This is a genomic window from Alteromonas genovensis (assembly GCF_010500895.1).
Taxonomy (GTDB): domain Bacteria; phylum Pseudomonadota; class Gammaproteobacteria; order Enterobacterales; family Alteromonadaceae; genus Alteromonas; species Alteromonas genovensis.
The window spans coordinates 246,759-272,247 of record NZ_JAAAWO010000005.1 but is presented as its reverse complement, the minus strand read 5'-3'; the positions used below and the strand labels follow the sequence as shown (position 1 = coordinate 272,247).

Below are 25,489 nucleotides of genomic sequence, written 5' to 3'. Positions count from 1 at the left end.
TTAATTGTTCACTTGGAGGGAGTAGGTGGGGTCGGCAACGACCCAGTTTATGTTGAATACTTTGTGAGGATAATTGAAATGCCCATTGCATTATTTGCCTTGACGCTGAGTGCGTTTGCTATTGGCACAACCGAGTTCGTTATAGTGGGGCTTGTACCTACCATAGCGACCGATCTTGGCGTTACATTACCCAGTGCAGGCTTACTGGTGAGCTTGTACGCTGTAGGTGTTGCCGTTGGCGCACCTGTTCTTACCGCCCTTACTGGTAAGTGGAATAGAAAACATGTTCTGCTTAGCTTAATGGCGCTTTTCGTCGCAGGTAATGTTCTTGCTTGGCAAGCGCCTAGCTATGAGAGCTTAATTTTAGCGCGCATACTGACAGGCCTAGCCCACGGTGTGTTCTTTTCCGTTGGTTCTACCATCGCTACAGGTCTCGTGGCTAAAGAAAAAGAAGCCAGTGCTATTGCCATTATGTTCACTGGCTTAACGGTAGCGTTGGTCACAGGCGTGCCTTTGGGTACCTGGATTGGCCAAAACTTTGGGTGGAGAGCCACCTTTCTTGTAGTTTCCGCTCTTGGTACGCTTGCGCTTATTGGCAGTGCGTTTCTGGTACCGAATAACTTAAAGCAAAGTAAGCCCGCTACTTTAGGTGAGCAAATGAAGGTGTTGGTTCAGCCTCGACTGGTATTAGTGTATCTAATGACGATATTAGGCTATGGCGGTACGTTTACAGCATTTACTTATCTTGCACCAATATTGCAAGAAGAGGCGGGTTTTGCTCCTTCAGCTATTAGCTTAATCATGTTGGTTTATGGTGCGTCAGTTGCGGTCGGTAATATTTATGGCGGGAAACTTGCCGACAAAAAAGGCCCAATTCAGGCGCTAACGATTATCTTTTCAGCCCTTGCGGTAATTTTGTTTGCGCTGACGTTCACTATGGGCAGTAAAGTTGCTGCAGTGATCACCGTATTGGTATGGGGCGCCTTTGCTTTTGGAAATGTCCCAGGTCTTCAGGTCTATGTCGTTCAATTAGCAGAGAAGTTTACGCCCAATGCAGTTGATGTTGCCTCTGGGTTAAACATTGCGGCATTTAATATTGGTATTGCTCTGGGCTCAATTATAGGCGGTGGCATTGTAGACGGCATGCAGTTATCAGATACCGCATGGATTGGGGCACTTATCTCTGTCGCGGCCCTAGTTGTTACTCGTTATAGCGGCCATTTAGACAAGCGTGCACTTAATACTACAGGCAATGCAACGAGTTCATAGGAGTTCACCATGACAACAAATACCTTTGATAAGCTTGCACAGCATGAATTTTCTGTCGGTGTGGAGCTTCCGCTAGATAACGACTGGGCGCATTTTGACGCTACAAAGGGTATGCCGTTTGGCATACCTGATATGACCGAGCACCACAGCCGTATTCAGCTAGCCGACAAGCTGGGGTTTAAAGCGGCGTGGGTTAGAGATGTACCGGTTTACGTTCCCAGCTTAGGTGAAAACGGAAGCTTTGCCGACTATAGCGAAGTGTACGCAAGTCAAGTCATGGTAGTGGTCAAGTCATTTTGGCCAATACCATTTGAGCTGTTTCAGTAAAATTTCCCTGAACTTCCCGGCGTTTTCTTTTTGGTTACACTTGGGCTACCGAAAGTGATTTAGATTTGGAAAATCGATTGTCCTTATGTCTGTCATTACGCCTGTCGTTATGCCTATCGTTATGATAGAGAGCCAAGCGATTTTCCTGAATACTGCTTTAACTCGTCTGTGCGGCCTTCTTTAATTTTGTTCGCCCAACTTGGGTCTTGAAGCAAGGCTCTACCAACAGCCACTAGATCAAATTCCCCTACATCTAGGCGCTCTAATAAATCATCCACTGAACGAGTGCTTGAATCTTGCCCTTTAAATGCACCGAAGAAATCGTCATTTAAGCCTACTGAGCCCACAGTGATTGTTGGTTTTCCAGTAATTTTCTTAGTCCACCCAGCTAAATTTAATTCACTGCCGTCAAACTCATTCTCCCAATACCGGCGCTGAGAACAATGAAATATATCAACACCAGCTTCGCTAAGTGGCTGTAAAAACTGCTCTAGTTCTTGAGGTGAATGTGCAAGTCGCGCGGTGTAGTCCTGCTGTTTCCATTGAGAGTATCGCAGCACAATAGGGAAGTCTTTTGAAGTTGCAGCGCGAATAGCTTTGATAATCTCAACGGCAAAACGGCCTCGATTTTCCATGCTGCCACCCCAACTATCGGTACGTTGATTAGTGCCTTCCCAGAAAAACTGATCAACCAAATATCCATGAGCCCCATGAATTTCGACACCGTCCATACCTATCTCTTGTGCGTCAGCTGCAGCTTCAGCAAACGCATTAATCACAGATTCAATATGCGCTACGGTCATCGGTTCTGCACCTTGCTTACCCGGTTTAAACAAACCAGAAGGCCCGGCACTTGGGAGCTCGGGGAAAGGCGCATTTTTAGCAACACGAGCCATACCTACATGCCATATTTGTGGCATTATTTTGCCGCCAGCATTGTGAACTTCATCTACGACTTGTTTCCAGCCTGCAAGGGCATCTTCGCCGTGAAAACGTGGGATTGTTGCGCCCATGGTAGCTACTTTATCGTTTACGGTTGTGCCTTCAGTAATAATGAGTCCGGTTCCGCCCTCGGCACGTCGACGATAATATCCAGCAACATCGCTTGTTGGTATGCCATCGGGTGAGAACTGTCTCGTCATTGGTGCCATTACAATGCGATTGTCCAGCGATAAGCTTTTATTATTAAACGATGAAAACAGGGTAGTCTTAGACATTGAAGTTCCTTTCAAGTTGTTTGGGGCATGCACGTTAATATGGGGTAGCTAGTTCTGTAAAAATTAACATCAAATTCAATCGTACACACCAAGGAATATCGATACTAAAACGGGTGGGGCACAAGTCAATTTTCTATTTCTGATAGTGGGTTATAAAATAAGTTACTTTTCTCTGCATTTTTTTATATCCGACGCTATAATTACACCGCGCGACCAAGCATTGCTTTCATACCTAAGCTATAGTCTGTATTTTAACAGTTATAACGGCCCTTTCTACGGGAACGGAAAGATGAAGTTTTTGATTGCTTAAATGAACCAACAAAAAAGATTAAATTTTAAAGGACTTCTACTTTAACCCATGTCTGGCTCTTCAATACACACCGTTACCTCATCCCCCCAACTCGCTGTTGATAATGACGAAAGTCTCAATAAAATGTTGAGCGTTATTCGCAAACACCTTGAAATGGATGTGGCTTTTTATTCTGAATTTGTCTCGGGGCAACGAATATTTAGGGCGGTAAGCAAAAGCGAACAAAAGATGTCTGCTATTGAGGTGGGTGATTCAGATCCTATCGAGGAGACCTACTGCGGAAAGATGTCTAATGGCGAATTTGATAATATTATTCATGATGCGAAGAAACATGAGGGCGCCAGCAAACTGGATGTAACAGAGGAGCTCGGTATAGGTGCGTACATGGGTGTACCTATCACCCTATCAGATGGTGCAATTTTTGGAACATTGTGTTGTTACAAAAGTGACAAAGATAACTCCCTAAATAAGCGTGATTTGGGCTTTCTAAATGCTTTTGCCGAAATCTATCGGGATCTTTTCGAAGAGCGTATGCAGCATACCTGCATTATTGATCAAATGGCTGAATCCACTCTTGCGGCCCTAGAACTCGATTTACTCACGGTTCACTATCAACCAATATACAGCTTAGAAAACAATTTAATCTGTGGATATGAGTCGCTAGCTAGATTCAATTCTCAGCCATACCGACCGCCTAATATTTGGTTTGACGAGGCTGAGCTTGTTGGTATGGGCGAAGCATTGCAGATTAAAGCGATACGTCAGGCGCTGCGCGATATAAAAAAAATGAGTAGTCACGCTCAGCTGTCGGTAAACATTGCTCCCGAGTATATTTTAAATGGCGCGATACACCGCGTACTAGACGATGTCGATCCCAGTCGTTTAATTCTCGAAGTCACTGAGCATTCACCCATAGAGGACTATGAGGTATTTCGTGAGCAGCTTGCGCCCCTTCGTGAACGAGGCGTTCAATTGGCAATAGACGACGCTGGTGCAGGTTATGCGAGTTTTCAACATATACTCGAATTAGAAGCAGACCTAATAAAGCTAGATTTAAGCCTCATCCGCGACATTCATTTACAGCCAAAAAAATATGCTCTTGCGAAAGCGCTATGCACATTTGCTACAGCAACCACGTGCGTCATTGTTGCCGAAGGGGTAGAAGTTATTGAAGAGCTTCGGGTTTTAGAGAAATTGGGCGTGGATCGAATTCAGGGTTACCTAACGGGCAAGCCTATGCCTATTGAAGAAGCCGTACTTCATCAATATAGCTTACCGCTATAAATTGAGTATATGTATAAAGCCCGCTGTGTATATCGCCTGTAACAACTGCTTTATTGTTACATAGAGCAAACAGCGGGCTTTGTTTTATGTCACTCGTTTTTCTTCGTGTGGAGATATTACTTCGCTGATTCAAACGCGACACGTATCTCTTTAGGCGGTGCTGTATTCACACTGGCAATGGTATCTCTAATTTCTACTACACCACGGCGAGTGGGACGGTGATGCCTTTTCAACACAGATAATGTGCCAACTGCACCGTATTTTTCAGCAAAATCGACCACGCTTAATCCATTGCAAATTAACCCATTCGCAATAGCGCTGTAGGTTTTACTCACAATTTTCGTTCCAACCATCATTTTCTTTACATCTCTTCGCAATCCATGACCGTCGTCAGTTGCAGCGTGTCGACATATCGAGATCAATCTTTCTTCGGTATAAGCAGAGGCTGCACTTGAGAACAAAAAGCCAGTAGATAGTAGGGCACCTACCATGTAAATCGTGGAGTTTTTCATGTTGCATATTCCTTTTCACATAGAATGAAGTTATGGGGTAAAAGGCTGCTAACCGCATTGCAGCTAATGTCAGAATAGATGCTGAATCATGTTTAACCATGACACTCGAGTGTCGAGTTCATGATAAAAATAAACGAAAGAAATTCATTAGCTTAAACGAGAACGTCATTGTTTAATCATGGATAAACCATGGCTTTATCATCTATGTGGTATACTAAAGTCTTAAAGATATCGGGGTAAACCATGAGAACCGTTGCCAAAACCCTGATGTACGAGCCGGAGACACGAAGGTTAGTCCGCTCGGATGGGCAATATGTTTCTTTATCACCAGCATGCTCTCGGCTACTGACAAGTTTAATTGAGGCTGAGTCTAAAGGTGTACCAAGAGATGAACTTCGCAGTATTGTATGGGGCCATCGTTACGTAAGCGACGACGCCATAAACCACCTTGTCTGTCGATTAAGGCGGAAAATCAGTGCTTTGTGTGAAGCACAAGAATGGGAAATTGAGACACTTCCGTGCCAAGGGTATCGGCTGTTGATAAAATCTCCACCGCAAGTTGGATTTCTATACAAAGTTATCAAGCAACTTAATACACTATGGCATTCTCGTCCTTAAACCAACTTGCAGCAGTTTAAATCGCCTAGGCTACATATCAGCCATGCTGAACTACGTGTAAATGTGCAAATTAGTTTTTGGAATGAGTTTTCTGCTGTGCTTGGGATATTACAGCGGGACCTTAATTTTCAACGGCTTTTTTGCTATGCAGCAGCAGGGTAATATCTCGTCGTCATCAATAAAGGCAAGAGGATCAGTGGTGTATTCCACTTCACCTTCAAGGAGCTTGGTTCTACAAGCACCACAGAAGCCTTCTCTGCAATGATAGTGGATGTTAATACCAGCAGCTTCAATAGCGCTTAATAGGGTTTTATCGGCAGGGGCGCTGATTTGCCCCACATCAACAATGTCGATGCGGAGCATCTCGTTACTACTATTCATTAAACTGTGTAATTACAGTTCAAAGTCAGCGAAGTCTTCTTCACTTACGGCTGAGTCGATTTGACCAACAAGGTAAGAGCTAATCTCAGACTCTTGAGGAGCTACCTGTACGTTGTCTGAATTAAGATAGTTATTCATCCAAGGCAGAGGATTACTGCTAACGTCAAACGGTGCGTCGAAACCAATGGCAGTCATACGCTGATTAGCAATGTACTCAACATAAGAACACAATATTTCCTTATTCAGGCCAATCATAGAACCGTTCTGGAATAAGTAATCTGCCCATTCTTTTTCTTGCTCAACGGCGTTCATAAAGATAGCGCGAGCTTCGTCTTTACATTCTTCTGCAATTTGCGCCATTTCAGGGTCGTCTTTACCCTTCGCCCACAGATTTAATACATGTTGCGTTGAAGACAAGTGAAGGTTCTCGTCGCGAGCAATAAGACGGATAATTTTTGAATTACCTTCCATCAGCTTGCGTTCAGCAAATGCGAACGTACATGCAAAAGATACATAAAAACGAATTGCTTCAAGGGCATTCACTGAGTTCATGCAAAGGTATAGTTTTTTCTTAAGCTCGTACATATTGATAGTGTGAGCAACACCGTCAACCGTATGCACGCCTTCACCTTGGGTTTGCCAAAGCTGGGTCGCAAAAATCAAATCGTCGTAGTATTTAGAAATATCAGCGGCACGGCGCTTTATTTCATCGTTTACCACGATGTCGTTAAAGATTTCACTTGGATCAGAAAACAAGTTACGCAATATGTGCGTGTAAGAGCGCGAGTGAATAGTCTCGTAAAAAGACCACGTCTCTACCCAGGTTTCTAATTCAGGCAGTGAAATAATTGGCAAGAACGCAATGTTAGGGCTTCTGCCTTGTACCGAATCAAGTAATGTTTGGTACTTAAGGTTAGAAATGAAAATGTGCTTCTCTGGCTCGGTTAATTTTTGAAAATCAACGCGATCTCGAGTGACATCAACTTCTTCAGGGCGCCAGAAAAAACTTATCTGTTTTTCAATAAGCTTTTCGAAAATGGCATGCTTCTGCTGGTCGTAGCGTGCAACGTTTACGGGGTTGCCGAAAAACATTGGCTCTAGCAACGGATTTGTACTTTGTTGATTAAACGTAGTGTATTTCATGATGACCTAACTAAAAACTTAATGATAAACGCATATTTTTATTTGTGTTCTTGCTGCTATCTATTACCTTGCGGCGTACCGCAAGGGCGCGTGCAGTTTCTAAATGCTTAGATTTTGCACGCACCGCCGGCACAATCATCATCTTCTTCTATTACAACTTCCTCTTGACGAGGAAGTGGCTCACTAGCTTTTGTATCTAGTGCTGAAGTGTCTGACGCGCCGTCGCGAGTATTATGATAATACAATGTTTTCACGCCAAGCTTGTATGTTGTTAACAGGTCTTTAAGCAACAGCTTCATTGGAACCTTGTTACCATCAAAACGGCTTGGGTCGTAGTTGGTGTTCGCTGAAATTGTCTGGTCGATAAACTTCTGCATAATACCCACTAATTGAAGATAGCCATCGTTAGATGGAATATCCCATAATAATTCGTATTGATTTCTCAGAGTCTCATACTCTGGAACAACTTGCTTTAAAACACCGTCTTTACTGGACTTGATACTGATAAATCCACGAGGTGGCTCAATACCATTGGTCGCATTTGAGATTTGTGACGATGTTTCTGACGGCATCAAGGCCGACAGTGTCGAGTTGCGCAATCCGTGTGTTTTTACATCTTCACGCAGTGCGTCCCAGTCGTATTGCAGCGGCTCATTGCATACCTTGTCTAAGTCACGCTTGTAACTGTCAATAGGCATTATTCCTTGCGAGTAGGTTGTCTCATTAAACTTCGGACAGGCGCCTTTTTCTTTAGCGAGATTGTTCGATGCCTTAAGCAGGTAGTACTGCATTGCTTCGAACGTGCGGTGAACAAGACCGTTCGCACTGCCGTCAGAGTATCTAACGTTATTCTTCGCCAAGTAGTAGGCAAAGTTAATTACACCAACACCCAGGGTTCTGCGACCCATAGTGGCGTTAAACGCTGCTGGCACTGGATAGTCTTGGTAGTCTAATAAGTTGTCGAGTGCACGAACTGCTAAATCTGCTAGCTCTTCAAATTCGTCTAATGACTTAATAGCCCCTAGATTAAATGCAGACAGTGTACATAACGCAATCTCACCTTCTTCATCATTAACGTGCTGAAGCGGCTTAGTTGGAAGCGCTATTTCAAGACATAGGTTACTTTGACGTACCGGCGCTACTTCAGGGTTGAATGGGCTGTGAGTATTACAGTGGTCCACATTTTGAAGATAAATACGGCCTGTGCTTGCTCGCTCTTGCATAAACAAGCTGAACAATTCCATGGCTTTGATTTGTTTCTTGCGAATGCTGTCGTCATTTTCGTATTTAACGTACAGCTCTTCAAACTTATCTTGATCGGCGAAGAAGGCATCATACAAACCAGGCACATCAGAAGGGCTGAACAATGAAATGTAGCCATCTTTCATCATGCGCTGATACATAAGCTTGTTAAACTGCACACCGTAGTCGAGGTGGCGAACGCGGTTTTCTTCAACACCACGATTGTTTTTAAGTACTAAAAGCGATTCAACTTCCATGTGCCATAGTGGGTAGAACAAAGTTGCTGCACCGCCGCGAACACCGCCTTGCGAACAGCTTTTAACTGCCGTTTGAAAGTACTTGTAGAAAGGAATGCATCCAGTGTGGAATGCTTCGCCACCGCGAATTGGGCTACCTAGTGCACGAATACGCCCAGCGTTCACTCCAATACCGGCACGTTGGCTCACGTACTTAACAATTGCGCTTGCGGTTGCATTGATTGAATCTAAGCTATCGCCTGCCTCAATTAAAACGCATGAGCTGAACTGACGAGTAGGGGTTCTAACACCAGACATGATTGGCGTTGGTAATGAAAGTTTAAACGTCGATGCAGCATCGTAGAACCGTCGGATGTAATCCATACGAGTCGCTTTGTCATAATTCGCAAATAAACAGGCGGCAACTAAAATATAAAGAAACTGTGCGCTTTCGTAGATTTCACCCGTAACACGGTTTTGGACAAGGTATTTCCCCTCGAGCTGTTTAACCGCGGCGTAGCTGAAGTTCATGTCGCGCCAATGGTCGATATACGTTTCCATTTCGGCGAACTCTTCAGCAGAGTAGTCTTCAAGTAGGTGGCTATCGTATTTGCCCATTTCAACCATTTGCTTAACTTGGTCGATAAGCGCTGGCGGCTCAAACTGTCCGTAGGCTTTTTTGCGTAAATGGAAGATAGCTAGACGAGCAGCAAGATATTGATAATCAGGGGCATCGGTAGAAATGAGATCTGCCGCCGACTTGATTAATGTTTCGTGGATCTCGCTGGTATTAATGCCGTCAAAGAACTGTATTTGCGCTTTAATTTCAACTTGCGAAACAGAAACGTTGCTAAGTCCTTTTGCCGCCCACGTTACTACTTTATGGATTTTTTCTAAATCAATAGACTCTTTTTCACCATTTCGTTTGGTGACAAACAAATTATCATTCATGTTACTTGGCCGTTTTTCTGTTAGCGCATAAAGCGTGGGTTTAACACCCATTTTAGTTTTAATTCGTGTCGTGTTTCTAAGGTGTTTCGTTGTCACTTTTAGCGTGTCTGCACACAGCATTAAACGCTGCTAGAGTGATGCTGTTTTTGTACTTATACCAACATCATTAAACACACTAAAGCCGTCTGAACTGAAATACACGAGTAGAGACTGCTTAGAAATTTTCTGCTTTTGTTGTGTCCAGTGAAAGCGTCACGTAAAATTTTTTGCGCGACGTCTGAGCTTTGATCCTGAAAAATTACTGCCGGATCGCGCTGCGGACAGAACACAAGATAGTGAGGTTTTCACTGTAATGCAACCCAATATCTGGTGGTATTTCCATCACTCAATCTGGCATAGTTTTTACGTTAGTGGAGGCTAACTTTTTAGCGTTCTACAAGCGTTAATCAAACCAAATGCAAGCACTTTTGAGAAAAATGATCGAACGCTAAATTAATTTAATATTAAAAACGCTTTTTTATAAAAACACGATATATGGTGTATGAAATATCATCATGCCCCTACATATAGTGTTAACTTAATCTGGTACTACTGTATATAGTAGGTAATTAACATCCACATTATCAGCAGAAAGATAAAACCCTTGTGTGACCGGATCCATATGAAGGCCTGTCATGTCTCGGGGAAGTAAACCCGCATTGTCAGTCATCGACATAAGTTCAGAAGGCTTCAAGAACTTGCTGTGATCGTGAGTACCTTTAGGGACCAATTTAAGGACATATTCAGCACCAACGATCCCCATCAAATATGACTTTATATTTCGATTAAGCGTAGAAAAGAACACATGCCCTCCAGGCTTAGCTAGCGCAGCGCATGCAGAAACTACCGAGGCAGGATCGGGAACGTGTTCAAGCATCTCCATGCAGGTGACTACATCAAACTTGCCAGCGTTATCAGCGGCAAAGTCCTCAGCAGTTGAGCAAACGTAGTCAACTTTGGCGCCTGATTCCAGACCGTGAAGCTTTGCCACTTCTAGAGAAGCTTGGGCCATGTCCAAGCCAGTGACTGCAGCACCGGCTTTGGCCATTGACTCAGCCAGTATTCCACCACCGCAACCTATGTCGATCACGGTTTTACCAAAGAGGCCTTGTGCATTTTGATTGATAAAGTCCAGACGAAGAGGGTTTATGAGGTGAAGGGGCTCAAACTCTCCCTCAGGGTCCCACCACCGAGAGGCGAGTTGAGAAAATTTATCAATTTCTTGTGGGTCTACATTTGTTACAGCTTTATTTGTCATAGACAGGTGAATCCTTCAATGGCGTATAAATAACATAACGCAAAATACCGAGTAGGAGTTACATTTTCCCCTATTTTTATCCATTATACAGGGTCTAAAACTGCCGTCTGCACGAAAAATAAACGCTTACCTTATATTGCTCCAATAAGCGTAATTAAGCGCTACATAAATCTGTCATCAAGTGGTACACTCGTGAGACGATTATGAACCCACATAATAACAATAGTGCGCACCATGGCATTGCTTTGAGATTACTTAAAAGCAGGTCAAAACGGATAACGCAGAACAAATCAAGAAAAAGGGATTAAGCAGTTTATGTCTGATAACGCTAAAGAAATTCTCCCCGTTAATATTGAGGAAGAGTTAAAAAACTCCTACCTCGATTACGCGATGAGCGTTATTGTCGGGCGAGCATTGCCTGATGTAAGAGATGGCTTGAAGCCAGTTCACCGCCGAGTGCTGTTCGCGATGAACGAACTAAAAAACGACTTCAACAAGCCATATAAAAAATCTGCCCGTGTGGTAGGCGATGTAATTGGTAAATATCACCCACATGGTGATTCCGCCGTGTACGACACTATCGTTCGTATGGCGCAGCCTTTTTCATTGCGATATATGCTGGTAGACGGACAAGGTAACTTTGGTTCTGTCGATGGCGATTCTGCGGCCGCAATGCGTTACACCGAAGTGCGCATGGCAAAAATTGCCCACGAGTTGTTAGCTGACCTAGATAAAGAAACCGTTAACTTTGTTCCAAACTACGACGGCACTGAATTTATTCCTGAAGTGTTACCAACGAAAGTGCCTAACCTTCTCGTTAATGGTTCGTCGGGTATTGCCGTGGGTATGGCCACTAATATTCCGCCGCATAACTTAACTGAAGTTATCAACGGCTGTGTTGCGCTTATCGAAAATCCCGATTTGTCTATCGACGAATTGATGACTCATATACCGGGTCCCGATTTCCCAACCGCTGCAACCATCAGCGGCCGCAAGGGAATTGAAGACGCTTACCGCACTGGCCGCGGTAAAATATACCTGCGTGCAAAAGCTGACATTGAAACTGACAGTAACGGTAAAGAAACAATTATCGTTAACGAAATACCCTATCAAGTTAACAAAGCTCGCCTTATCGAAAAGATGGCCGAGTTAGTTAAAGAAAAGCGTATTGAAGGTATTTCAGCACTGCGTGATGAGTCTGATAAAGACGGTATGCGCATTGTTATCGAGGTTAGACGCAACGAATCAGCTGAAGTATTGTTAAACCACCTATATGCCAATACGCAGTTACAAACTGTATTTGGTATAAATATGGTAGCGTTGGACAATACTCAGCCTAAGATATTTAACCTTAAAGAAACGCTAGAAGCATTTATTCTTCACCGCAGAGAAGTAGTTACACGTCGTACGGTGTTTGAATTGCGCAAAGCACGAGATCGTGCTCACATCCTTGAAGGCCTAGCTATTGCGCTTGCCAACATCGACCCAATTATTGAGTTGATTAAGGCATCGAACAGCCCAGCTGACGCGAAAAAAGGATTGGTTGCACAAGGCTGGCAGCTCGGCGACGTGTCGCAGATGCTAGAACGTGCTGGCGACGACGCTGCGCGACCAGATTGGCTAATGCCAGAGTTTGGTATTCGCGAAGGAAAATATTTCCTTACCGAGCAGCAGGCACAAGCTATTCTTGACCTTCGCTTGCACAAGCTGACAGGCCTTGAACACGAAAAGATTTTAGAAGAATACAAGCAGCTACTAGAGATCATTGCTGAATTACTTCACATATTAAATAGCCCAGAGCGTTTGATGGAAGTTATTCAAGAAGAACTTGAAAAAGTACGTGAAGAATACGGTGACGAACGCCGTACAGAAATCACAGCTGCAAGCCACGACATTGATATTGAAGACCTGATCGAGAGAGAAGAAGTGGTTGTAACCCTTTCTCGCGAAGGCTACGTGAAATACCAGAAGCTGACAGATTACGAGGCGCAACGACGTGGCGGCCGTGGTAAATCAGCGACAAAGATGAAAGACGAAGACATTATTGAAAAACTGCTTGTGGCAAATACCCACGACCATATTCTTTGTTTCTCAACTCGCGGAAGACTGTACTGGTTGAAGGTGTATCAACTGCCGTTTGCCAGTCGTAATGCCCGTGGTCGTCCAATAGTCAATATTTTACCGTTGGAAGAAAACGAACGTATTACTGCAATCCTACCTATTAAAGAGTTTGTTGAAGGCAAGTATGTCCTGATGGCAACGGCGAACGGTACGGTGAAGAAGACAGACTTAAGCCTTTATTCTCGCCCTCGTGCAAACGGTATTATTGCTGTTAATCTCAATGAAGGCGACGAACTGATTGGTGTTGATATTACCCACGGTGATGACGACATTATGTTGTTCTCTGACGCTGGTAAAGTGGTTCGCTTTAACGAAAAGCTTCGCGACAGCGAAACAGGTGAAGTGAAACGCGACCCTGAAACTGGGGAAGAGCTTCTTGCCCTTCGTCCAATGGGTAGAACAGCAACCGGTGTTCGTGGAATTCGTTTGCAAGATGATCAGAAAGTGGTTTCACTTATTGTTCCAAAAGGCGATGGTCCTATACTAACGGCCACCGTAAATGGTTTCGGTAAGCGTACGCCGCTAGAAGATTATCCAGCGAAGAGCCGAGCAACCCAGGGGGTTGTTTCTATAAAGGTTTCAGACCGTAACGGAAAAGTTGTTGGTGCCGTGCAAGTAGACGAAACTAACGAAATGATGTTGATCAGTGATCAAGGTACATTGGTACGTACACGAGTAAGCGAAGTCTCAGTAGTGGGACGTAACACTCAAGGTGTTCGCTTGATGCGTACTGTGGAAGGTGAACATGTGGTTGGCTTACAACGTATTGAAGAAGTTGTAGAGTTACCTGAGCTTGATGAAGAAGGTAATCCTATTACTCCTGAAGCGTTACCTGAGCAAGAAGAAAACGTCGCACAAGACGACGACAGCTCAACGACAGAAGACTAGGGGTAGTGCAAGTTACTTAAAAAGTAACTAGTTACCGGTTACAGACGATGCTCTGTGGTTGGTATGCATTATCATTGTTCTTATAAACAAGCGGCTTATGCCGCTTGTTTGCCAATTGGCGTTCTAATTGGCATCCCAATTGGCAACTAGTATACAGGTGTTGAAAAACGCGATGAATGAGGTATTTAACTTTAGTGCTGGCCCAGCAATGCTTCCTAAGGAAGTGATGCAAAAAGCCCAAGGCGAATTTACAAACTGGCGTGACTTACATTGCTCTGTTATGGAAGTCAGTCATCGAGGCAAAGACTTTATTGAGATAGCCGCAAAGGCCGAGCAGGATCTGCGTGACCTTTTATCTATTCCTTCAAACTATCACGTTCTGTTCACCCATGGTGGTGGTCGTGGTCAGTTTGCTGCAGTGCCTCTGAATATTTCTAAGAGTGAGGATACCAGTCTTCACCTTGTCAGTGGTTCTTGGTCTAAGGGAGCCGTAGCAGAAGCAAACAAGTATAACAACGCAGTGGTTATTGGCGAAGTAACGGATAAAGATGGAATGCACTTTGTTCCTCAACCTTCACTTGCCAATATTGACCAATCTGCGGCGTATTATCACTTTTGCCCGAATGAAACTGTCGATGGTATTGCTTTTGATTGGCTACCTGAATCAGGCGATGTGCCCTTAGTGTCAGACATGTCTTCAACAATATTGTCGCAACCGCTAGATGTGGCTAAGCACGGTATTATTTATGCTGGAGCGCAAAAGAACATTGGCCCTAGTGGTTTGTCAGTGGTTATTGTTCGTGAAGACTTAGTGGGTTATGCCCGTAAAGAAACACCTTCTATCTTCGATTATGGTCTAGCAGCTAAAGCTGACTCTATGTATAACACGCCGCCAACCTTCTCATGGTATTTAGCGGGGTTGGTATTTGAGTGGTTGAAAGACATGGGCGGCGTAGATGCAATGGCGAAACGCAATGCCGAAAAAGCCTCGTTACTATATTCAGCTATTGATAGTTCTGATTTCTATTCAAGTAAAGTGCACCCACACAATCGCTCAAAAATGAACGTGCCGTTTCATCTTGCAAATACTGACTTAAACGAGTTGTTTTTAAAGCAGTCTCAAGAAGCAGGGTTGCTAGCGCTTAAAGGTCATCGTTCTGTTGGCGGTATGCGCGCGAGTATTTACAACGCTATGTCTGTTGAAGGCGTGTTAGCCCTTGTAGAGTTTATGCGTGAATTCGAACGAGTGAATGGATAAGAAAGGAATAGACAAGAAGATGGAACAGTTAACATTAGAACCGATTGCAAAAGTATCGGGAGAGGTCAATGTACCTGGTTCGAAAAGCCTGTCAAATAGGGCTCTGCTCCTTGCGGCGCTAGCAGAGGGTGACACTGAACTGACCAACCTGCTTGATAGTGATGATATTTCTCACATGCTTACGGCGTTGACTCAACTTGGCGTGAGCTACACGTTAAGTGAAGATAAAACCCAATGTGTAGTAACGGGTAATGGCGGTGCTTTTGATGTAGCGGCGTCCCAAGAGTTATTTTTAGGTAATGCAGGAACGGCAATGCGCCCTTTGTGTGCTGCATTAGCAGTCAGTAAAGTAAATACAATCCTTACCGGTGAGCCTCGTATGGAAGAGCGACCCATCGCGGACTTAGTCGATGGGTTACGAGAAGCCGGTGCCGATATTACTTATCTAAAGAACGACGGCTTTCCGCCGCTTCATATCAAGGGTAAAACATTAGCCGGCGGTGAAATGTCGGTGGATGGCAGTGTGTCTAGTCAGTTTCTAACTGCGCTATTGATGGCTGCTCCTTTATTTAGCGACGATGTTATTATCCGAATTAAAGGCGAGCTGGTTTCTAAGCCATACATCGATATTACCTTGGACACTATGGCTAAGTTTGGCGTGCATGTGAGTAACGACAACTATCAAACGTTTACAATATCGGGTGACGCAAAATACATGTCTCCAGGTAAGTTTATGGTTGAGGGCGATGCGTCATCTGCTTCTTACTTTCTTGCAGCCGGTGCTATTAAAGGCGGCACGGTACGCGTAACCGGTATTGGCCAAAATAGCATTCAAGGTGATATCCGCTTTGCAGATGTTCTCGAGGCTATGGGGGCGACTGTTACTTGGCATGATGAATACGTGGAAGTCACGGGGGCACCTTTAAAAGGTATATCGATGGATATGAATCATATTCCCGATGCTGCCATGACGATTGCAACCACGGCACTTTTTGCTGAGGGTCCAACTACCATGACAAATATTTATAACTGGCGAGTTAAAGAAACCGACAGGCTTCACGCAATGGCCACCGAACTAAAGAAAGTAGGTGCTGAGGTAGAAGAAGGGCACGATTACATAAAAGTATGGCCCACTGATAGTTTGAAACATGTAGAAATAGACACGTACAACGATCACAGAATTGCCATGTGCTTTTCCCTTGTCGCATTAAGTGATACGCCGGTAACCATTAACGATCCGGGGTGCACCCGTAAGACGTTCCCAGACTACTTTACTCGGTTTAAAACGCTTTTCTCTGAAAAATCGTAGACGCTAAGGCCAGTAATCAGCTAGTTCCTAGAGCTACCTAGAGCGATTTCACAACATCAATAACGTGATACATATCAACGTTAGCGATTAACTGTGCGGCGTGCATGTACTGACGCCATTGCTAATCTCGTGTTAAAGCGTATAATTACGCGCGATTTTTAGCAATTTTAAAAATATGGAGCAGGTATGCATTCCACACCCGTAGTCACGGTCGACGGCCCAAGTGGTGCTGGTAAAGGTACACTAAGTAGCTTATTAGCCAAAAAGTTAGAGTGGCATTTTCTAGATAGCGGCGCAATTTATCGCGTTCTAGCCGTTGCTGCACTTCACCACGACCTCCCGTGTGATGATGAAGAATGTGTTGTTCCCCTTGCAACAGGGCTCGACGTTAGTTTCGAGACGAGCCAAGATGCGACCCGCATTATTTTGGAAGGCGAAGATGTTACTGACGACATCCGCACTGAAGAAGTGGGCGCTGTAGCGTCAAAGATTGCTGCACTACCAAGAGTGCGCGAAGCGTTATTGCGCAGGCAGCGCGCTTTTCAGCAGTCGCCAGGGCTCGTTGCTGACGGTCGCGATATGGGCACAGTGGTGTTCCCTGATGCACAGGTAAAGATATTTCTTACAGCAAGCGCTGAAGCGCGCGCAGAGCGACGCTATAGCCAGTTGAAAGCAAAGGGCATGGATGTTAATATTGCGCGCCTTTTAACCGATATCAAGGCGAGAGACGAGCGCGATACACAGCGCACGGTTGCACCTTTGGTACCGGCAGAAGATGCTGTAATTATAGATTCGACAGACTTGGATATAGACCAAGTCTTTGAAAAAGCGATGGATATTATTTCCTCACGACGTTAATCGCGTGGGGCAAAATACGTTCAGAGCAGAGCTGCAACAGGAAGTGGCGGCGATTTTTTTAATAACCCCGCGTTATCCGGATTAGAAGCGTGGATATCAACTTAAAAGTTATCTGAGACTTATGACTGAAAATTTTGCACAACTTTTTGAAGAAAGCTTACAAGAACTAGAAACACGTCCTGGTTCAATTGTAAAAGGTACTGTTGTTTCTATCGACAAAGACATCGTTCTTGTTGATGCGGGCTTGAAATCAGAAAGTGCTATCCCAGCAGACCAATTTAAAAATGCTGAAGGCGAATTAGAAATCGCTATCGGTGACGAAGTAGATGTTGCACTAGATGCAGTAGAAGATGGTTTCGGTGAAACTATTCTTTCTCGCGAAAAAGCGAAGCGTCACGAAGCATGGGTTGAGCTGGAAAAAGCTTACGATGATAAAGTTACTATTAAGGGCGTTATCAACGGTAAAGTTAAAGGCGGTTTCACTGTTGAAGTAAACAGTGTACGCGCGTTCCTTCCAGGTTCATTGGTTGATGTACGTCCAGTACGTGACACAACTCACCTTGAAGGCAAAGAGCTTGAATTTAAAGTTATCAAGCTTGATGCAAAACGCAACAACGTTGTTGTTTCTCGTCGTGCAGTTATTGAAGCAGAAAGCAGCGCAGAGCGCGAGACTCTTCTTGCTAACCTTGAAGAAGGCCACGAAATCAAAGGTATCGTTAAGAACCTTACTGATTACGGTGCGTTCGTTGACCTTGGTGGCGTAGACGGTCTTCTACACATTACAGATATGGCTTGGAAGCGCGTTAAGCACCCAAGTGAAATCGTAAATGTTGGCGATGAAATCAACGTTAAAGTTCTTAAGTTCGACAAAGAGAAGCAGCGTGTTTCTCTTGGTATGAAGCAAATGGGCAACGATCCATGGCAAGAAATTGCTTCACGTTACCCTGAAGGAACTAAGATCAACGGTCAGGTTACTAACCTAACTGACTACGGCTGTTTCGTAGAAATCGAAGACGGCGTTGAAGGTCTTGTTCACGTTTCTGAAATGGATTGGACTAACAAAAATATCCACCCATCTAAGGTTGTTAACCTTGGTGATACAGTAGATGTTATGGTTCTTGAAATTGACGAAGAGCGTCGTCGTATTTCTCTAGGTCTTAAGCAATGTATTGCTAATCCTTGGGAAACGTTTGCTGAATCGCACGAAAAAGGCGACAAAGTATCTGGTAAGATCAAGTCTATCACTGACTTCGGTATCTTCATCGGTCTTGACGGCGGCATCGACGGTCTAGTTCACCTTTCTGACATTAGCTGGAACAAGTCTGGTGAAGACGCAGTTCGTGACTATAAGAAAGGCGACGAAATCTCTGCTGTTGTTCTTCAGGTTGACCCAGAGCGTGAGCGTATCTCTCTAGGCGTTAAGCAAATTGAAGAAGACCCGTTCAACAAGTATCTGACAGATAACAAGAAAGGTGCTATCGTTGTTGGTACAGTAACTGAAGTTGAAGCGAAAGGCGTTACTGTAAACCTAGCTGAAGAAGTTGACGGTTATATCCGCGTTGCAGATATTGCTGTTGAGCGTGTAGAAGACGCAACTGAAGTAGCGAAAGTTGGTGATAGCATTGAAGCGAAATTTATGGGCGTTGACCGTAAGAACCGTACTGTTAACCTATCTGTAAGAGCGAAAGATCAGGCTGACGAAAAAGAAGCTATCGAGAAGGTTAATCAGCAAGATGATGCTGGTTTTGCTAGCGCGATGGCAGAAGCATTCAAAGCTGCTAAAGGCGAGTAATGTTTTTGTGGGTGTGCTTAGGCGCACCCAATTCGCGATAGCTGTTTAAACAATAATAGTGACAACGAGGTTAAGTATGACCAAGTCTGAATTAATTGAACGGCTCGCGGATCAAGCGCGTCAGGTTCCAGCGAAAGAACTAGAACTGGCTATCAAAGAGCTTCTCGAACAAATGGCACAAACCCTTCAAAAGGGCGAGCGTATAGAAATTCGAGGTTTTGGCAGTTTCTCACTGCACTATCGCGCACCACGCGTAGGTAGAAATCCTAAAACGGGCGAAACTGTGAAGCTAGACGGTAAATATGTACCGCACTTTAAGCCAGGAAAAGAACTTCGCGAACGAGTTGATGCCTCAATAGCATAAATTATAAAAGCCGCTTTTTTAGCGGCTTTTTTGTGTCTGCTTTCCCAATTCTCTATAACATTCCGTTAAAATCTCATAATTAATACGTATATTTTTTTATACGTAGTACTTGCCGCTAATAACTATTGACCCTTACTTAAAGACAGTTATATATTGTCGTGATAAGAATAAACGGTTTTAATTGAAGTAATGTCAGCCGGCGAAGAACAAGCAATAATAAAACAATACCAGCCGCTAATTCGTGCACTTATCCCCTATGAACAGCAAAATCGTTTGTTAGAGGGAATTAATAAGTTTTCCAAACGCTTACCAAGTGCTGTTCGAAAAGTAGTAAAGGAGGAAGTCGTTAGGCTTACCTCTCTTACAGACGCGCCCGCTGATAATTCCGCCTTTGCACACTTTCCGGTGATGAAGTTTAAACACTTCGGCATTCAAATGCGTTTAGATAAAGTGGGGGCAAAGATCCTCAAAAGCGAAACCTCGCTTTATCAAGACAGATACACCGTCGGCGTCTTTGAATCGGTAATGAACTCTGATTTCTATCAGAACCAGATTAAGAAAGACCAGTTTAAAAAAATCGTGGATGCTTTCAATATTGAGAGTCAGTCTTTTACTGACATCGATTTTGGTGACGACATCGCAATAAGACCTAATTTTACCGTAAGCTCTCCAGAATTTGAAAAGGGAAGGCACTGCAGTGTGAGTGCTTTTTCTCACCTTGGTATGGTGGTAGAAACGAAGCGCCCTCCAAACGTAACCACAGGCGATACTATAACGTTTACGTTACCTGAAGTAGCTGGCTTAACCAAAGAACCCACAGACATAGCGTTTAACCTTCAAGCGGTAAAATATAATAAGCACCTTGGGAAATATGAGTCATTCTTTGTATTTCCTGATGATATCGAGCCTGAGTTCTTAACTAATCTAAGACGCTATGTGAAGGTCACCGCTTACAGGCAGCCTTTGCAAAGGGATTTAGAGATAGAGCGCGCCATGCAAGAATTAGAGCGCGATAGAATTTTGGAAAATAGCCCCTGGCTACCCGTTTACTTATCTGCCCATAAAAAGTCACTTAAGCCAACAATAGCGCTTTTTACAAAAGCCAATGTTGAGCACAACAAAGCTGAAAAGTTACTTAGCAGCTTACAAGATAAACCGTTTTTTGATGCTCTTGCCAAGGAGCTATTGAAATACAATGAAGCGTTCGTCTTTCACGGTACAATGAAAACCAAAAATGCCACGGTAAAAATTACAGCTACCCATAGGCAACTGGTGGAAATGGGCCAGTTAAACGCGCTGGTTTACCTGTTGGCGAAGAACGATGATTTCATATGCAGTCACTGCCGCCTTGATGTTGTGACGCGAACAGATAAGCAAAAAGCCTTCGCCATACATGATATTGCCAGCAAAGAATTTGAGCAGCTCGATAACATTTCTCATGTCCTCTATTGTAAAGATGTCTCTGGTTATATTGGTAATTTAACCTTAAGTGCGAAATGTAGCTTCAAACCACTATCAAGCAGTCTTAAAGCCAGCGGTGACAATTGGCATATTGATTATGTAATGGAAGAGGATTTAGACAGACGTAACGAAACACGTTACGTCATCGATAAAGCAGCCTCAATTAAAATTGGGCTGCTATCGTCTTTAGAGGCACGGGTTGCCGATTTGTCTGCCAGCGGTATGCGGCTTATTGTTGCGCCAAACAGCGAATTACAAAAAGAAATTCGGGTTTCTGTGCCAGACCTTAAAATCAAAAATGAAAAATATAAGGTTGTGCATTTTGAGCCTGCCTCTGGCGTTATCAGGTTATGTTTGGCTGAAGCCGGTCGAAAAACCAAGGTTAGTGCCAATGTAGACATTATTGTAGAAGAAAATACGGCGTATTTTAAAGTAAGGGACATTGCTCGTATTCAGCGTTTAACACATCGGTTTATATGGGAGTTGGCGGTAAGGCATATGCCTTCTCTGGCAGTGCTGTGTGTAATGAATCGCTTTACGTTAGACAGACTCAAAACCGTGTATCAAAGCGATAACTCGGATGACTTATTTCCTTTTTCTCGTACCCAAAATATTATTCCTTTGCACGGGTTCTTTGCTGACAAAGGGCAAGCCAAACCTAAGTCTTTAATTCTAGAGGCAATGTTTAAAGAGTCAATACAGCAGCATTTGGTAGTACATTGCGTTCGCAAAAGTGACAACAGACTTGTTTTTATTAGAGAGCGAGACTTTTTGTACTCCAAACTTCGCACCCAAATTAAAGAGCAGCTGGATGAAGGAAAAATTCAGCTGAGTTCCACTGACGTAACGGCAATTCGCTGTCACGGTGCTATCACGCCGTTAACCAAGAAACGGTTGGCACAATTATCAAAACTCGATAAAGCGATGTACGATAAATTAGAGACGATGCAAGCAGGGTACACCCACTGTATTTTTATTACTAATATGTCGGCGCTGCATCACGATCTCGTTATCGACAACCTAATTGCAAAACGGGAGTTGAAAGAGCCTGATTCTGTTCCTGCTTAATCGATAAACCGCGCTGCTATCTGCATTGGGTAATGCTTTTTTGTGTTATCTTTTTTCCCATTTTGTTATTCTTACCAATAAATCAAATTAAAGGGTTTTGTGTTGAAAGGGATCGTATCATTTTTGATCATTCTTGCGCTGCTAACGGTGGCGTTCGTTATTGGGTCGCAAAACGAAGGAGTAGTGACGGTAAATTATCTTATTGCTCAAGCAAACATTAGGTTATCTACCCTTATCGCTATTTCGCTCTCTATAGGAGTTATTGTTGGTATCTTGATTATGCTAGCGAGTTGGTTGCGTTTAAAAGTGCAGCTCATGTCGGCGCAATCTAAGATGCAGCATTTGGAAAAAGACCACTAATGCTAGAGCTGCTGTTTTTACTTTTACCTGTCGCGGCAGGTTATGGCTGGATAATGGGGCGCAATAGCGTTCGCCAGGCACAAAGAAAGCAGTCGAGCATACTGTCTAAGCATTATTACAAAGGCCTTAACTTCCTTCTTTCAGACCAACCTGACAAAGCCGTTGATACGTTAATTAAAATGATTAACGTGAATAGCGACACGGTAGAAACCCACATTGCTATGGGCAGTTTTTTTCGTCACCGAGGCGAGATAGACCGCGCAATTAAGGTGCACCAAAACCTAGTGAGTCGTGATGAGCTTCAGCCTGCACAGCGGGAAAACGCGCTGCGGGAACTAGGGCAGGATTACACACAGGCAGGCTTTTTAGAACGGGCAGAAAATGCGTTTCTCCAGTTACTCAATAGTGAAAAACACTACCTCATAGCCCAGCAGCAACTTTTCAGTATTTATCAAACAACCAAAGAGTGGCAGCGAGCAATTGAGCTTGCTGAGCGTATGGTTGAATGTCACGGCGATAACGATGATGTGTGCGAGCGACTTGCCCACTTTTATTGTGAGCAGGCAACGGTTGAGCTTAAAAATGACAGTCAGGGTGCAGCCCTTACGTTACTTCAAAAAGCGGTTAATGCCGATGCTCACGCTGTGCGTCCTTGGCTGATGCTGGGCGAGCTAGCACTTAATCAAAAACGATACACCGACGCCACTGCTTATTTTGTTCAGGTAGCTGAGCGAGATATTAATTGGTTTAGTGAAGCCGTGCCGAGTTTAGAAAAAATTGCCGAAGATACTGGTGAGTGGGATAGCTTCGAAAAGACCTTAGAAGCACACTGGCAAGAATGTGCTACGTCATACCTAGCCATGGTTGATGTTTTGCTGAAAAAAGGTGAGATATCGCAAGCCAGTGAGTACTTAATTGAGCAGCTTAGAAAGCGTCCTACCATGCGAGGTTTTAAAACCTTAATGGGTCTTTATATCGACCAGCTCAGCGATAAGAATACTGCCGACAGTTTACGATTATTAAAAGAGTTAGTTGGAAAACAAATGCTTCAGCGCCCCAAATATCGCTGTAATAGCTGCGGTTTTTCCGGAAGAAAATTGTATTGGCTATGCCCATCGTGTAAGAAATGGGGTGTAGTAAAACCCATAAAAGGGTTAGATGGAGAGTAATGATTTATGCCCAAAGCTATTCCCAATGAAGCTATTCCCAATGAAGCTATTCAAAACCCCCGCGTTATTGTAGCGCTTGATTATGACGACAAAGACACCGCATTAGCGTTTGTCGATAAGCTAAGTCCCAGCTTGTGTAAACTCAAAGTAGGCAAAGAAATGTTTACTTTATTCGGGCCAGAGTTTGTTAAGAGTTTAGTGGGTAAAGGGTTTGACGTTTTCTTAGATCTAAAATTTCACGATATCCCCAATACCGTGGCCAAAGCGTGTAAAGCTGCTGCTGAACTTGGCGTTTGGATGGTAAATGTTCATGCCTCTGGTGGGCTGCCCATGATGCAGGCAGCAAAGCTTGCCATTGAAAATAGTAGCAACCCTAACACTAAACTGATTGCCGTTACTGTGCTAACCAGTATGGATCAAGAGCAGCTTTCAGGTGTTATTGATGACGTTACCCCTGAGCAGCAGGTATTGCGACTGGCAGAGTTAACGGAAAAAGCCGGCTTAGACGGTATCGTTTGCTCAGCGCAAGAAGCAGCTGCTCTGCGCAAACGTCATAACGATGATTTTTTACTGGTAACACCTGGCATAAGGCCTAGTGGAAGCCAAGCTGGTGACCAGAAGCGAGTAATGACGCCACCTGACGCTATTAATTCTGGCGTGAGCTATTTAGTGATGGGGCGACCTATCACACAGGCATCAGATCCCATGGCAGTGTTAACAGAGGTTAATGAATCTATTCGTTGAACAGTAAGTTAGTTTTTGTTTTATTAATCGAATACACACAAAAAAGCTCGATGTCTTATTACAGACATCGAGCTTTTTTATTAAGTGCGACTAATCCGAAGCAATAGCTTCTAGATTATAGACCGTTAAGCGCTACTTCTGCTGGCGTATAGGTTAGGCCAAGTTCTTCACCCAACGCATCAACAACCGCCTTATAAGTGACTTTTCCTTCGTGGGTGTTCAAGCCCGCAAGTAAATGCTTGTCATCTAGCATGGCTTGAACAGGACCTTTGTTTGCCAAAGCAAGGCCAAAGGGCAGAGTTGCATTGTTTAGCGCCATCGTTGATGTACGCGCAACACCACCTGGCATGTTAGCAACACAATAGTGCACAACGTCATCAATGATATACACAGGGTCTTGGTGTGTCGTTGCTTTTGAAGTTTCAAAACAACCGCCTTGATCGATGGCAACATCTACCAAAACAGAACCAGGCTTCATTGCAGCAATTTGTTCACGATTAAGTAACTTAGGTGCTGCTGCGCCAGGGATTAACACCGCGCCTACCACTAGGTCAGCTTTTGATGAATAGTGCTCGATCGCGTCAACAGTAGAATAAACTGTCTTCACTTGGCCATTAAAAATATCGTCAATTTGACGTAAGCGAGGAAGAGAGCGGTCAAGAATAACCACTTCAGCGCCTAAACCAAGGGCCATTTTCGCCGCATTTGTTCCTACAACGCCACCACCAATAACCAGTACTTTACCAGGTGCCACACCCGGTACACCGCCAAGCAATGTGCCACTACCACCGTGGGCTTTTTCTAGGTAATGCGCACCTGCTTGTACAGACATACGACCGGCAACTTCACTCATAGGAGCAAGAAGAGGGAGGCCTCCACGGTCGTCAGTGACTGTTTCATAAGCAATACATGTTGCTCCAGATTCAACGAGAAGTTTAGTCTGCGTTGGATCTGGTGCGAGGTGAAGATAAGTATATAAAGTCTGGCCTTTGCGAAGCATTTTACATTCGTTAGGCTGTGGCTCTTTTACCTTTACGATCATTTCCGCTTCTGCGAAAACTTGCTCAGCTGTTGGCGCAATAGTAGCGCCAGCGGCTACGTACATTTCGTCAGTAAAACCAATGGCGTCGCCTGCTAATGTTTGCACTAGCACAGAGTGACCGTTGCTTGTGAATTCTTTCACTGCAGCTGGCGTTAGGCCAACACGATACTCGTGGTTTTTAATTTCTTTTGGTACACCAACTAACATACTAGGTCCTCTTATTACTGATGAGCACGGGGTGGCTCGGCTTTAAAAATAACTGTGTGTT

General features: G+C 44.0%; 20 protein-coding genes and 1 pseudogene. 14 read left to right on the top strand and 7 right to left on the bottom strand.

The window, feature by feature from the left end:
- Window positions 1-78 precede the first annotated feature (78 nt).
- Window positions 79-1,269, top strand: a complete 1,191-nt coding sequence (locus GTQ48_RS09215; RefSeq protein ID WP_163106409.1) for an MFS transporter — start codon at window positions 79-81, stop codon at window positions 1,267-1,269.
- Window positions 1,270-1,278: 9 nt separating this feature from the next.
- Window positions 1,279-1,500: pseudogene (locus GTQ48_RS09210) on the top strand (TIGR03571 family LLM class oxidoreductase); the annotation flags it as partial.
- A gap of 215 nt (window positions 1,501-1,715) precedes the next feature.
- Here GTQ48_RS09210 and GTQ48_RS09205 read toward each other — a convergent pair.
- Entirely contained in the window at window positions 1,716-2,813 is a 1,098-nt protein-coding gene (locus tag GTQ48_RS09205; RefSeq protein ID WP_163106408.1) for an NADH:flavin oxidoreductase, read from the bottom strand.
- A 358-nt stretch (window positions 2,814-3,171) separates the two neighbouring features.
- Here GTQ48_RS09205 and GTQ48_RS09200 point away from each other — a divergent pair, with 358 nt between their 5' ends.
- Window positions 3,172-4,407, top strand: a complete 1,236-nt coding sequence (locus GTQ48_RS09200) for a sensor domain-containing phosphodiesterase (RefSeq protein ID WP_163106407.1) — start codon at window positions 3,172-3,174, stop codon at window positions 4,405-4,407.
- A gap of 116 nt (window positions 4,408-4,523) precedes the next feature.
- Here GTQ48_RS09200 and GTQ48_RS09195 read toward each other — a convergent pair whose 3' ends face one another.
- Window positions 4,524-4,919: a DUF3718 domain-containing protein gene (locus tag GTQ48_RS09195; RefSeq protein WP_163106406.1), complete on the bottom strand. Its 396-nt coding sequence runs from the start codon at window positions 4,917-4,919 to the stop codon at window positions 4,524-4,526.
- Window positions 4,920-5,162: 243 nt separating this feature from the next.
- Between GTQ48_RS09195 and GTQ48_RS09190 the strand changes: the two genes are divergently transcribed.
- Window positions 5,163-5,537 carry a winged helix-turn-helix domain-containing protein gene (locus GTQ48_RS09190; protein ID WP_163106405.1) on the top strand — a complete coding sequence of 125 codons (375 nt, stop codon included), beginning with the start codon at window positions 5,163-5,165 and terminating at the stop codon, window positions 5,535-5,537.
- Window positions 5,538-5,645: 108 nt separating this feature from the next.
- Here GTQ48_RS09190 and yfaE read toward each other — a convergent pair whose 3' ends face one another.
- The 4 genes from yfaE to ubiG all read right to left on the bottom strand — a co-directional run bounded on the left by yfaE (window position 5,646) and on the right by ubiG (window position 10,787).
- The gene (yfaE, locus tag GTQ48_RS09185) at window positions 5,646-5,918 is read right to left on the bottom strand and encodes a class I ribonucleotide reductase maintenance protein YfaE (RefSeq protein ID WP_163106404.1); all 273 of its coding nucleotides are present in this window, start codon (window positions 5,916-5,918) and stop codon (window positions 5,646-5,648) included.
- A gap of 12 nt (window positions 5,919-5,930) precedes the next feature.
- The gene (nrdB, locus tag GTQ48_RS09180; protein WP_163106403.1) at window positions 5,931-7,061 is read right to left on the bottom strand and encodes a class Ia ribonucleoside-diphosphate reductase subunit beta; all 1,131 of its coding nucleotides are present in this window, start codon (window positions 7,059-7,061) and stop codon (window positions 5,931-5,933) included.
- A 107-nt stretch (window positions 7,062-7,168) separates the two neighbouring features.
- Window positions 7,169-9,490, bottom strand: a complete 2,322-nt coding sequence (nrdA, locus tag GTQ48_RS09175) for a class 1a ribonucleoside-diphosphate reductase subunit alpha (RefSeq protein ID WP_163106402.1) — start codon at window positions 9,488-9,490, stop codon at window positions 7,169-7,171.
- 577 nt (window positions 9,491-10,067) lie between these two features.
- Entirely contained in the window at window positions 10,068-10,787 is a 720-nt protein-coding gene (ubiG, locus tag GTQ48_RS09170; RefSeq protein ID WP_163106401.1) for a bifunctional 2-polyprenyl-6-hydroxyphenol methylase/3-demethylubiquinol 3-O-methyltransferase UbiG, read from the bottom strand.
- A gap of 315 nt (window positions 10,788-11,102) precedes the next feature.
- On the opposite strand from ubiG, the gene gyrA reads away from it, so the two are divergent.
- From gyrA to pyrF, 10 genes are all read left to right on the top strand, one after another.
- The gene (gene gyrA / locus GTQ48_RS09165) at window positions 11,103-13,796 is read left to right on the top strand and encodes a DNA topoisomerase (ATP-hydrolyzing) subunit A (protein ID WP_163106400.1); all 2,694 of its coding nucleotides are present in this window, start codon (window positions 11,103-11,105) and stop codon (window positions 13,794-13,796) included.
- 172 nt (window positions 13,797-13,968) lie between these two features.
- Window positions 13,969-15,054, top strand: a complete 1,086-nt coding sequence (gene serC, locus GTQ48_RS09160; RefSeq protein WP_163106476.1) for a 3-phosphoserine/phosphohydroxythreonine transaminase — start codon at window positions 13,969-13,971, stop codon at window positions 15,052-15,054.
- A 19-nt stretch (window positions 15,055-15,073) separates the two neighbouring features.
- On the top strand, window positions 15,074-16,363 hold the full coding sequence (gene aroA, locus GTQ48_RS09155) for a 3-phosphoshikimate 1-carboxyvinyltransferase (RefSeq protein WP_163106399.1): 1,290 nt from the start codon (window positions 15,074-15,076) through the stop codon (window positions 16,361-16,363).
- Between the two features lie 186 nt (window positions 16,364-16,549).
- Window positions 16,550-17,221: a (d)CMP kinase gene (cmk, locus tag GTQ48_RS09150; RefSeq protein WP_032096431.1), complete on the top strand. Its 672-nt coding sequence runs from the start codon at window positions 16,550-16,552 to the stop codon at window positions 17,219-17,221.
- Window positions 17,222-17,342: 121 nt separating this feature from the next.
- Complete coding sequence (rpsA, locus tag GTQ48_RS09145) at window positions 17,343-19,013, top strand: 30S ribosomal protein S1 (RefSeq protein ID WP_032096430.1); 1,671 nt, start codon at window positions 17,343-17,345, stop codon at window positions 19,011-19,013.
- Between the two features lie 76 nt (window positions 19,014-19,089).
- Window positions 19,090-19,377, top strand: a complete 288-nt coding sequence (gene ihfB, locus GTQ48_RS09140; protein ID WP_032096429.1) for an integration host factor subunit beta — start codon at window positions 19,090-19,092, stop codon at window positions 19,375-19,377.
- Between the two features lie 189 nt (window positions 19,378-19,566).
- Entirely contained in the window at window positions 19,567-21,906 is a 2,340-nt protein-coding gene (locus tag GTQ48_RS09135) for a PilZ domain-containing protein (protein WP_163106398.1), read from the top strand.
- Between the two features lie 99 nt (window positions 21,907-22,005).
- Window positions 22,006-22,266 (top strand): LapA family protein, encoded by a 261-nt coding sequence (locus GTQ48_RS09130; RefSeq protein WP_235207789.1) that lies wholly within the window; start codon window positions 22,006-22,008, stop codon window positions 22,264-22,266.
- Window positions 22,266-23,435: a lipopolysaccharide assembly protein LapB gene (gene lapB / locus GTQ48_RS09125; protein ID WP_163106397.1), complete on the top strand. Its 1,170-nt coding sequence runs from the start codon at window positions 22,266-22,268 to the stop codon at window positions 23,433-23,435. Before GTQ48_RS09130 ends, lapB begins: the two co-directional genes overlap by 1 nt.
- 48 nt (window positions 23,436-23,483) lie before the next feature.
- A complete protein-coding gene (gene pyrF / locus GTQ48_RS09120; protein ID WP_163106475.1) occupies window positions 23,484-24,179 on the top strand; it encodes an orotidine-5'-phosphate decarboxylase in 696 nt (231 codons plus the stop codon).
- Window positions 24,180-24,294: 115 nt separating this feature from the next.
- On the opposite strand, the gene ald is transcribed toward pyrF, so the two are convergent.
- Window positions 24,295-25,428, bottom strand: coding sequence for an alanine dehydrogenase (ald, locus tag GTQ48_RS09115; protein WP_163106396.1), 1,134 nt, complete (start codon window positions 25,426-25,428; stop codon window positions 24,295-24,297).
- Between the last annotated feature and the right edge of the window lie 61 nt (window positions 25,429-25,489).

Coding starts and splice junctions, on each gene's coding strand:
- GTQ48_RS09190 (WP_163106405.1), top strand. CDS start 5,163: ATGAGAACCGTTGCCAAAACCCTGATGTACGAGCCGGAGACACGAAGG.
- nrdA (WP_163106402.1), bottom strand. CDS start 9,490: ATGAATGATAATTTGTTTGTCACCAAACGAAATGGTGAAAAAGAGTCT.
- gyrA (WP_163106400.1), top strand. CDS start 11,103: ATGTCTGATAACGCTAAAGAAATTCTCCCCGTTAATATTGAGGAAGAG.
- ihfB (WP_032096429.1), top strand. CDS start 19,090: ATGACCAAGTCTGAATTAATTGAACGGCTCGCGGATCAAGCGCGTCAG.
- GTQ48_RS09215 (WP_163106409.1), top strand. CDS start 79: ATGCCCATTGCATTATTTGCCTTGACGCTGAGTGCGTTTGCTATTGGC.
- GTQ48_RS09135 (WP_163106398.1), top strand. CDS start 19,567: ATGTCAGCCGGCGAAGAACAAGCAATAATAAAACAATACCAGCCGCTA.
- GTQ48_RS09195 (WP_163106406.1), bottom strand. CDS start 4,919: ATGAAAAACTCCACGATTTACATGGTAGGTGCCCTACTATCTACTGGC.
- ubiG (WP_163106401.1), bottom strand. CDS start 10,787: ATGACAAATAAAGCTGTAACAAATGTAGACCCACAAGAAATTGATAAA.
- cmk (WP_032096431.1), top strand. CDS start 16,550: ATGCATTCCACACCCGTAGTCACGGTCGACGGCCCAAGTGGTGCTGGT.
- serC (WP_163106476.1), top strand. CDS start 13,969: ATGAATGAGGTATTTAACTTTAGTGCTGGCCCAGCAATGCTTCCTAAG.
- yfaE (WP_163106404.1), bottom strand. CDS start 5,918: ATGAATAGTAGTAACGAGATGCTCCGCATCGACATTGTTGATGTGGGG.
- GTQ48_RS09200 (WP_163106407.1), top strand. CDS start 3,172: ATGTCTGGCTCTTCAATACACACCGTTACCTCATCCCCCCAACTCGCT.
- GTQ48_RS09205 (WP_163106408.1), bottom strand. CDS start 2,813: ATGTCTAAGACTACCCTGTTTTCATCGTTTAATAATAAAAGCTTATCG.
- ald (WP_163106396.1), bottom strand. CDS start 25,428: ATGTTAGTTGGTGTACCAAAAGAAATTAAAAACCACGAGTATCGTGTT.
- aroA (WP_163106399.1), top strand. CDS start 15,074: ATGGAACAGTTAACATTAGAACCGATTGCAAAAGTATCGGGAGAGGTC.
- rpsA (WP_032096430.1), top strand. CDS start 17,343: ATGACTGAAAATTTTGCACAACTTTTTGAAGAAAGCTTACAAGAACTA.
- nrdB (WP_163106403.1), bottom strand. CDS start 7,061: ATGAAATACACTACGTTTAATCAACAAAGTACAAATCCGTTGCTAGAG.
- lapB (WP_163106397.1), top strand. CDS start 22,266: ATGCTAGAGCTGCTGTTTTTACTTTTACCTGTCGCGGCAGGTTATGGC.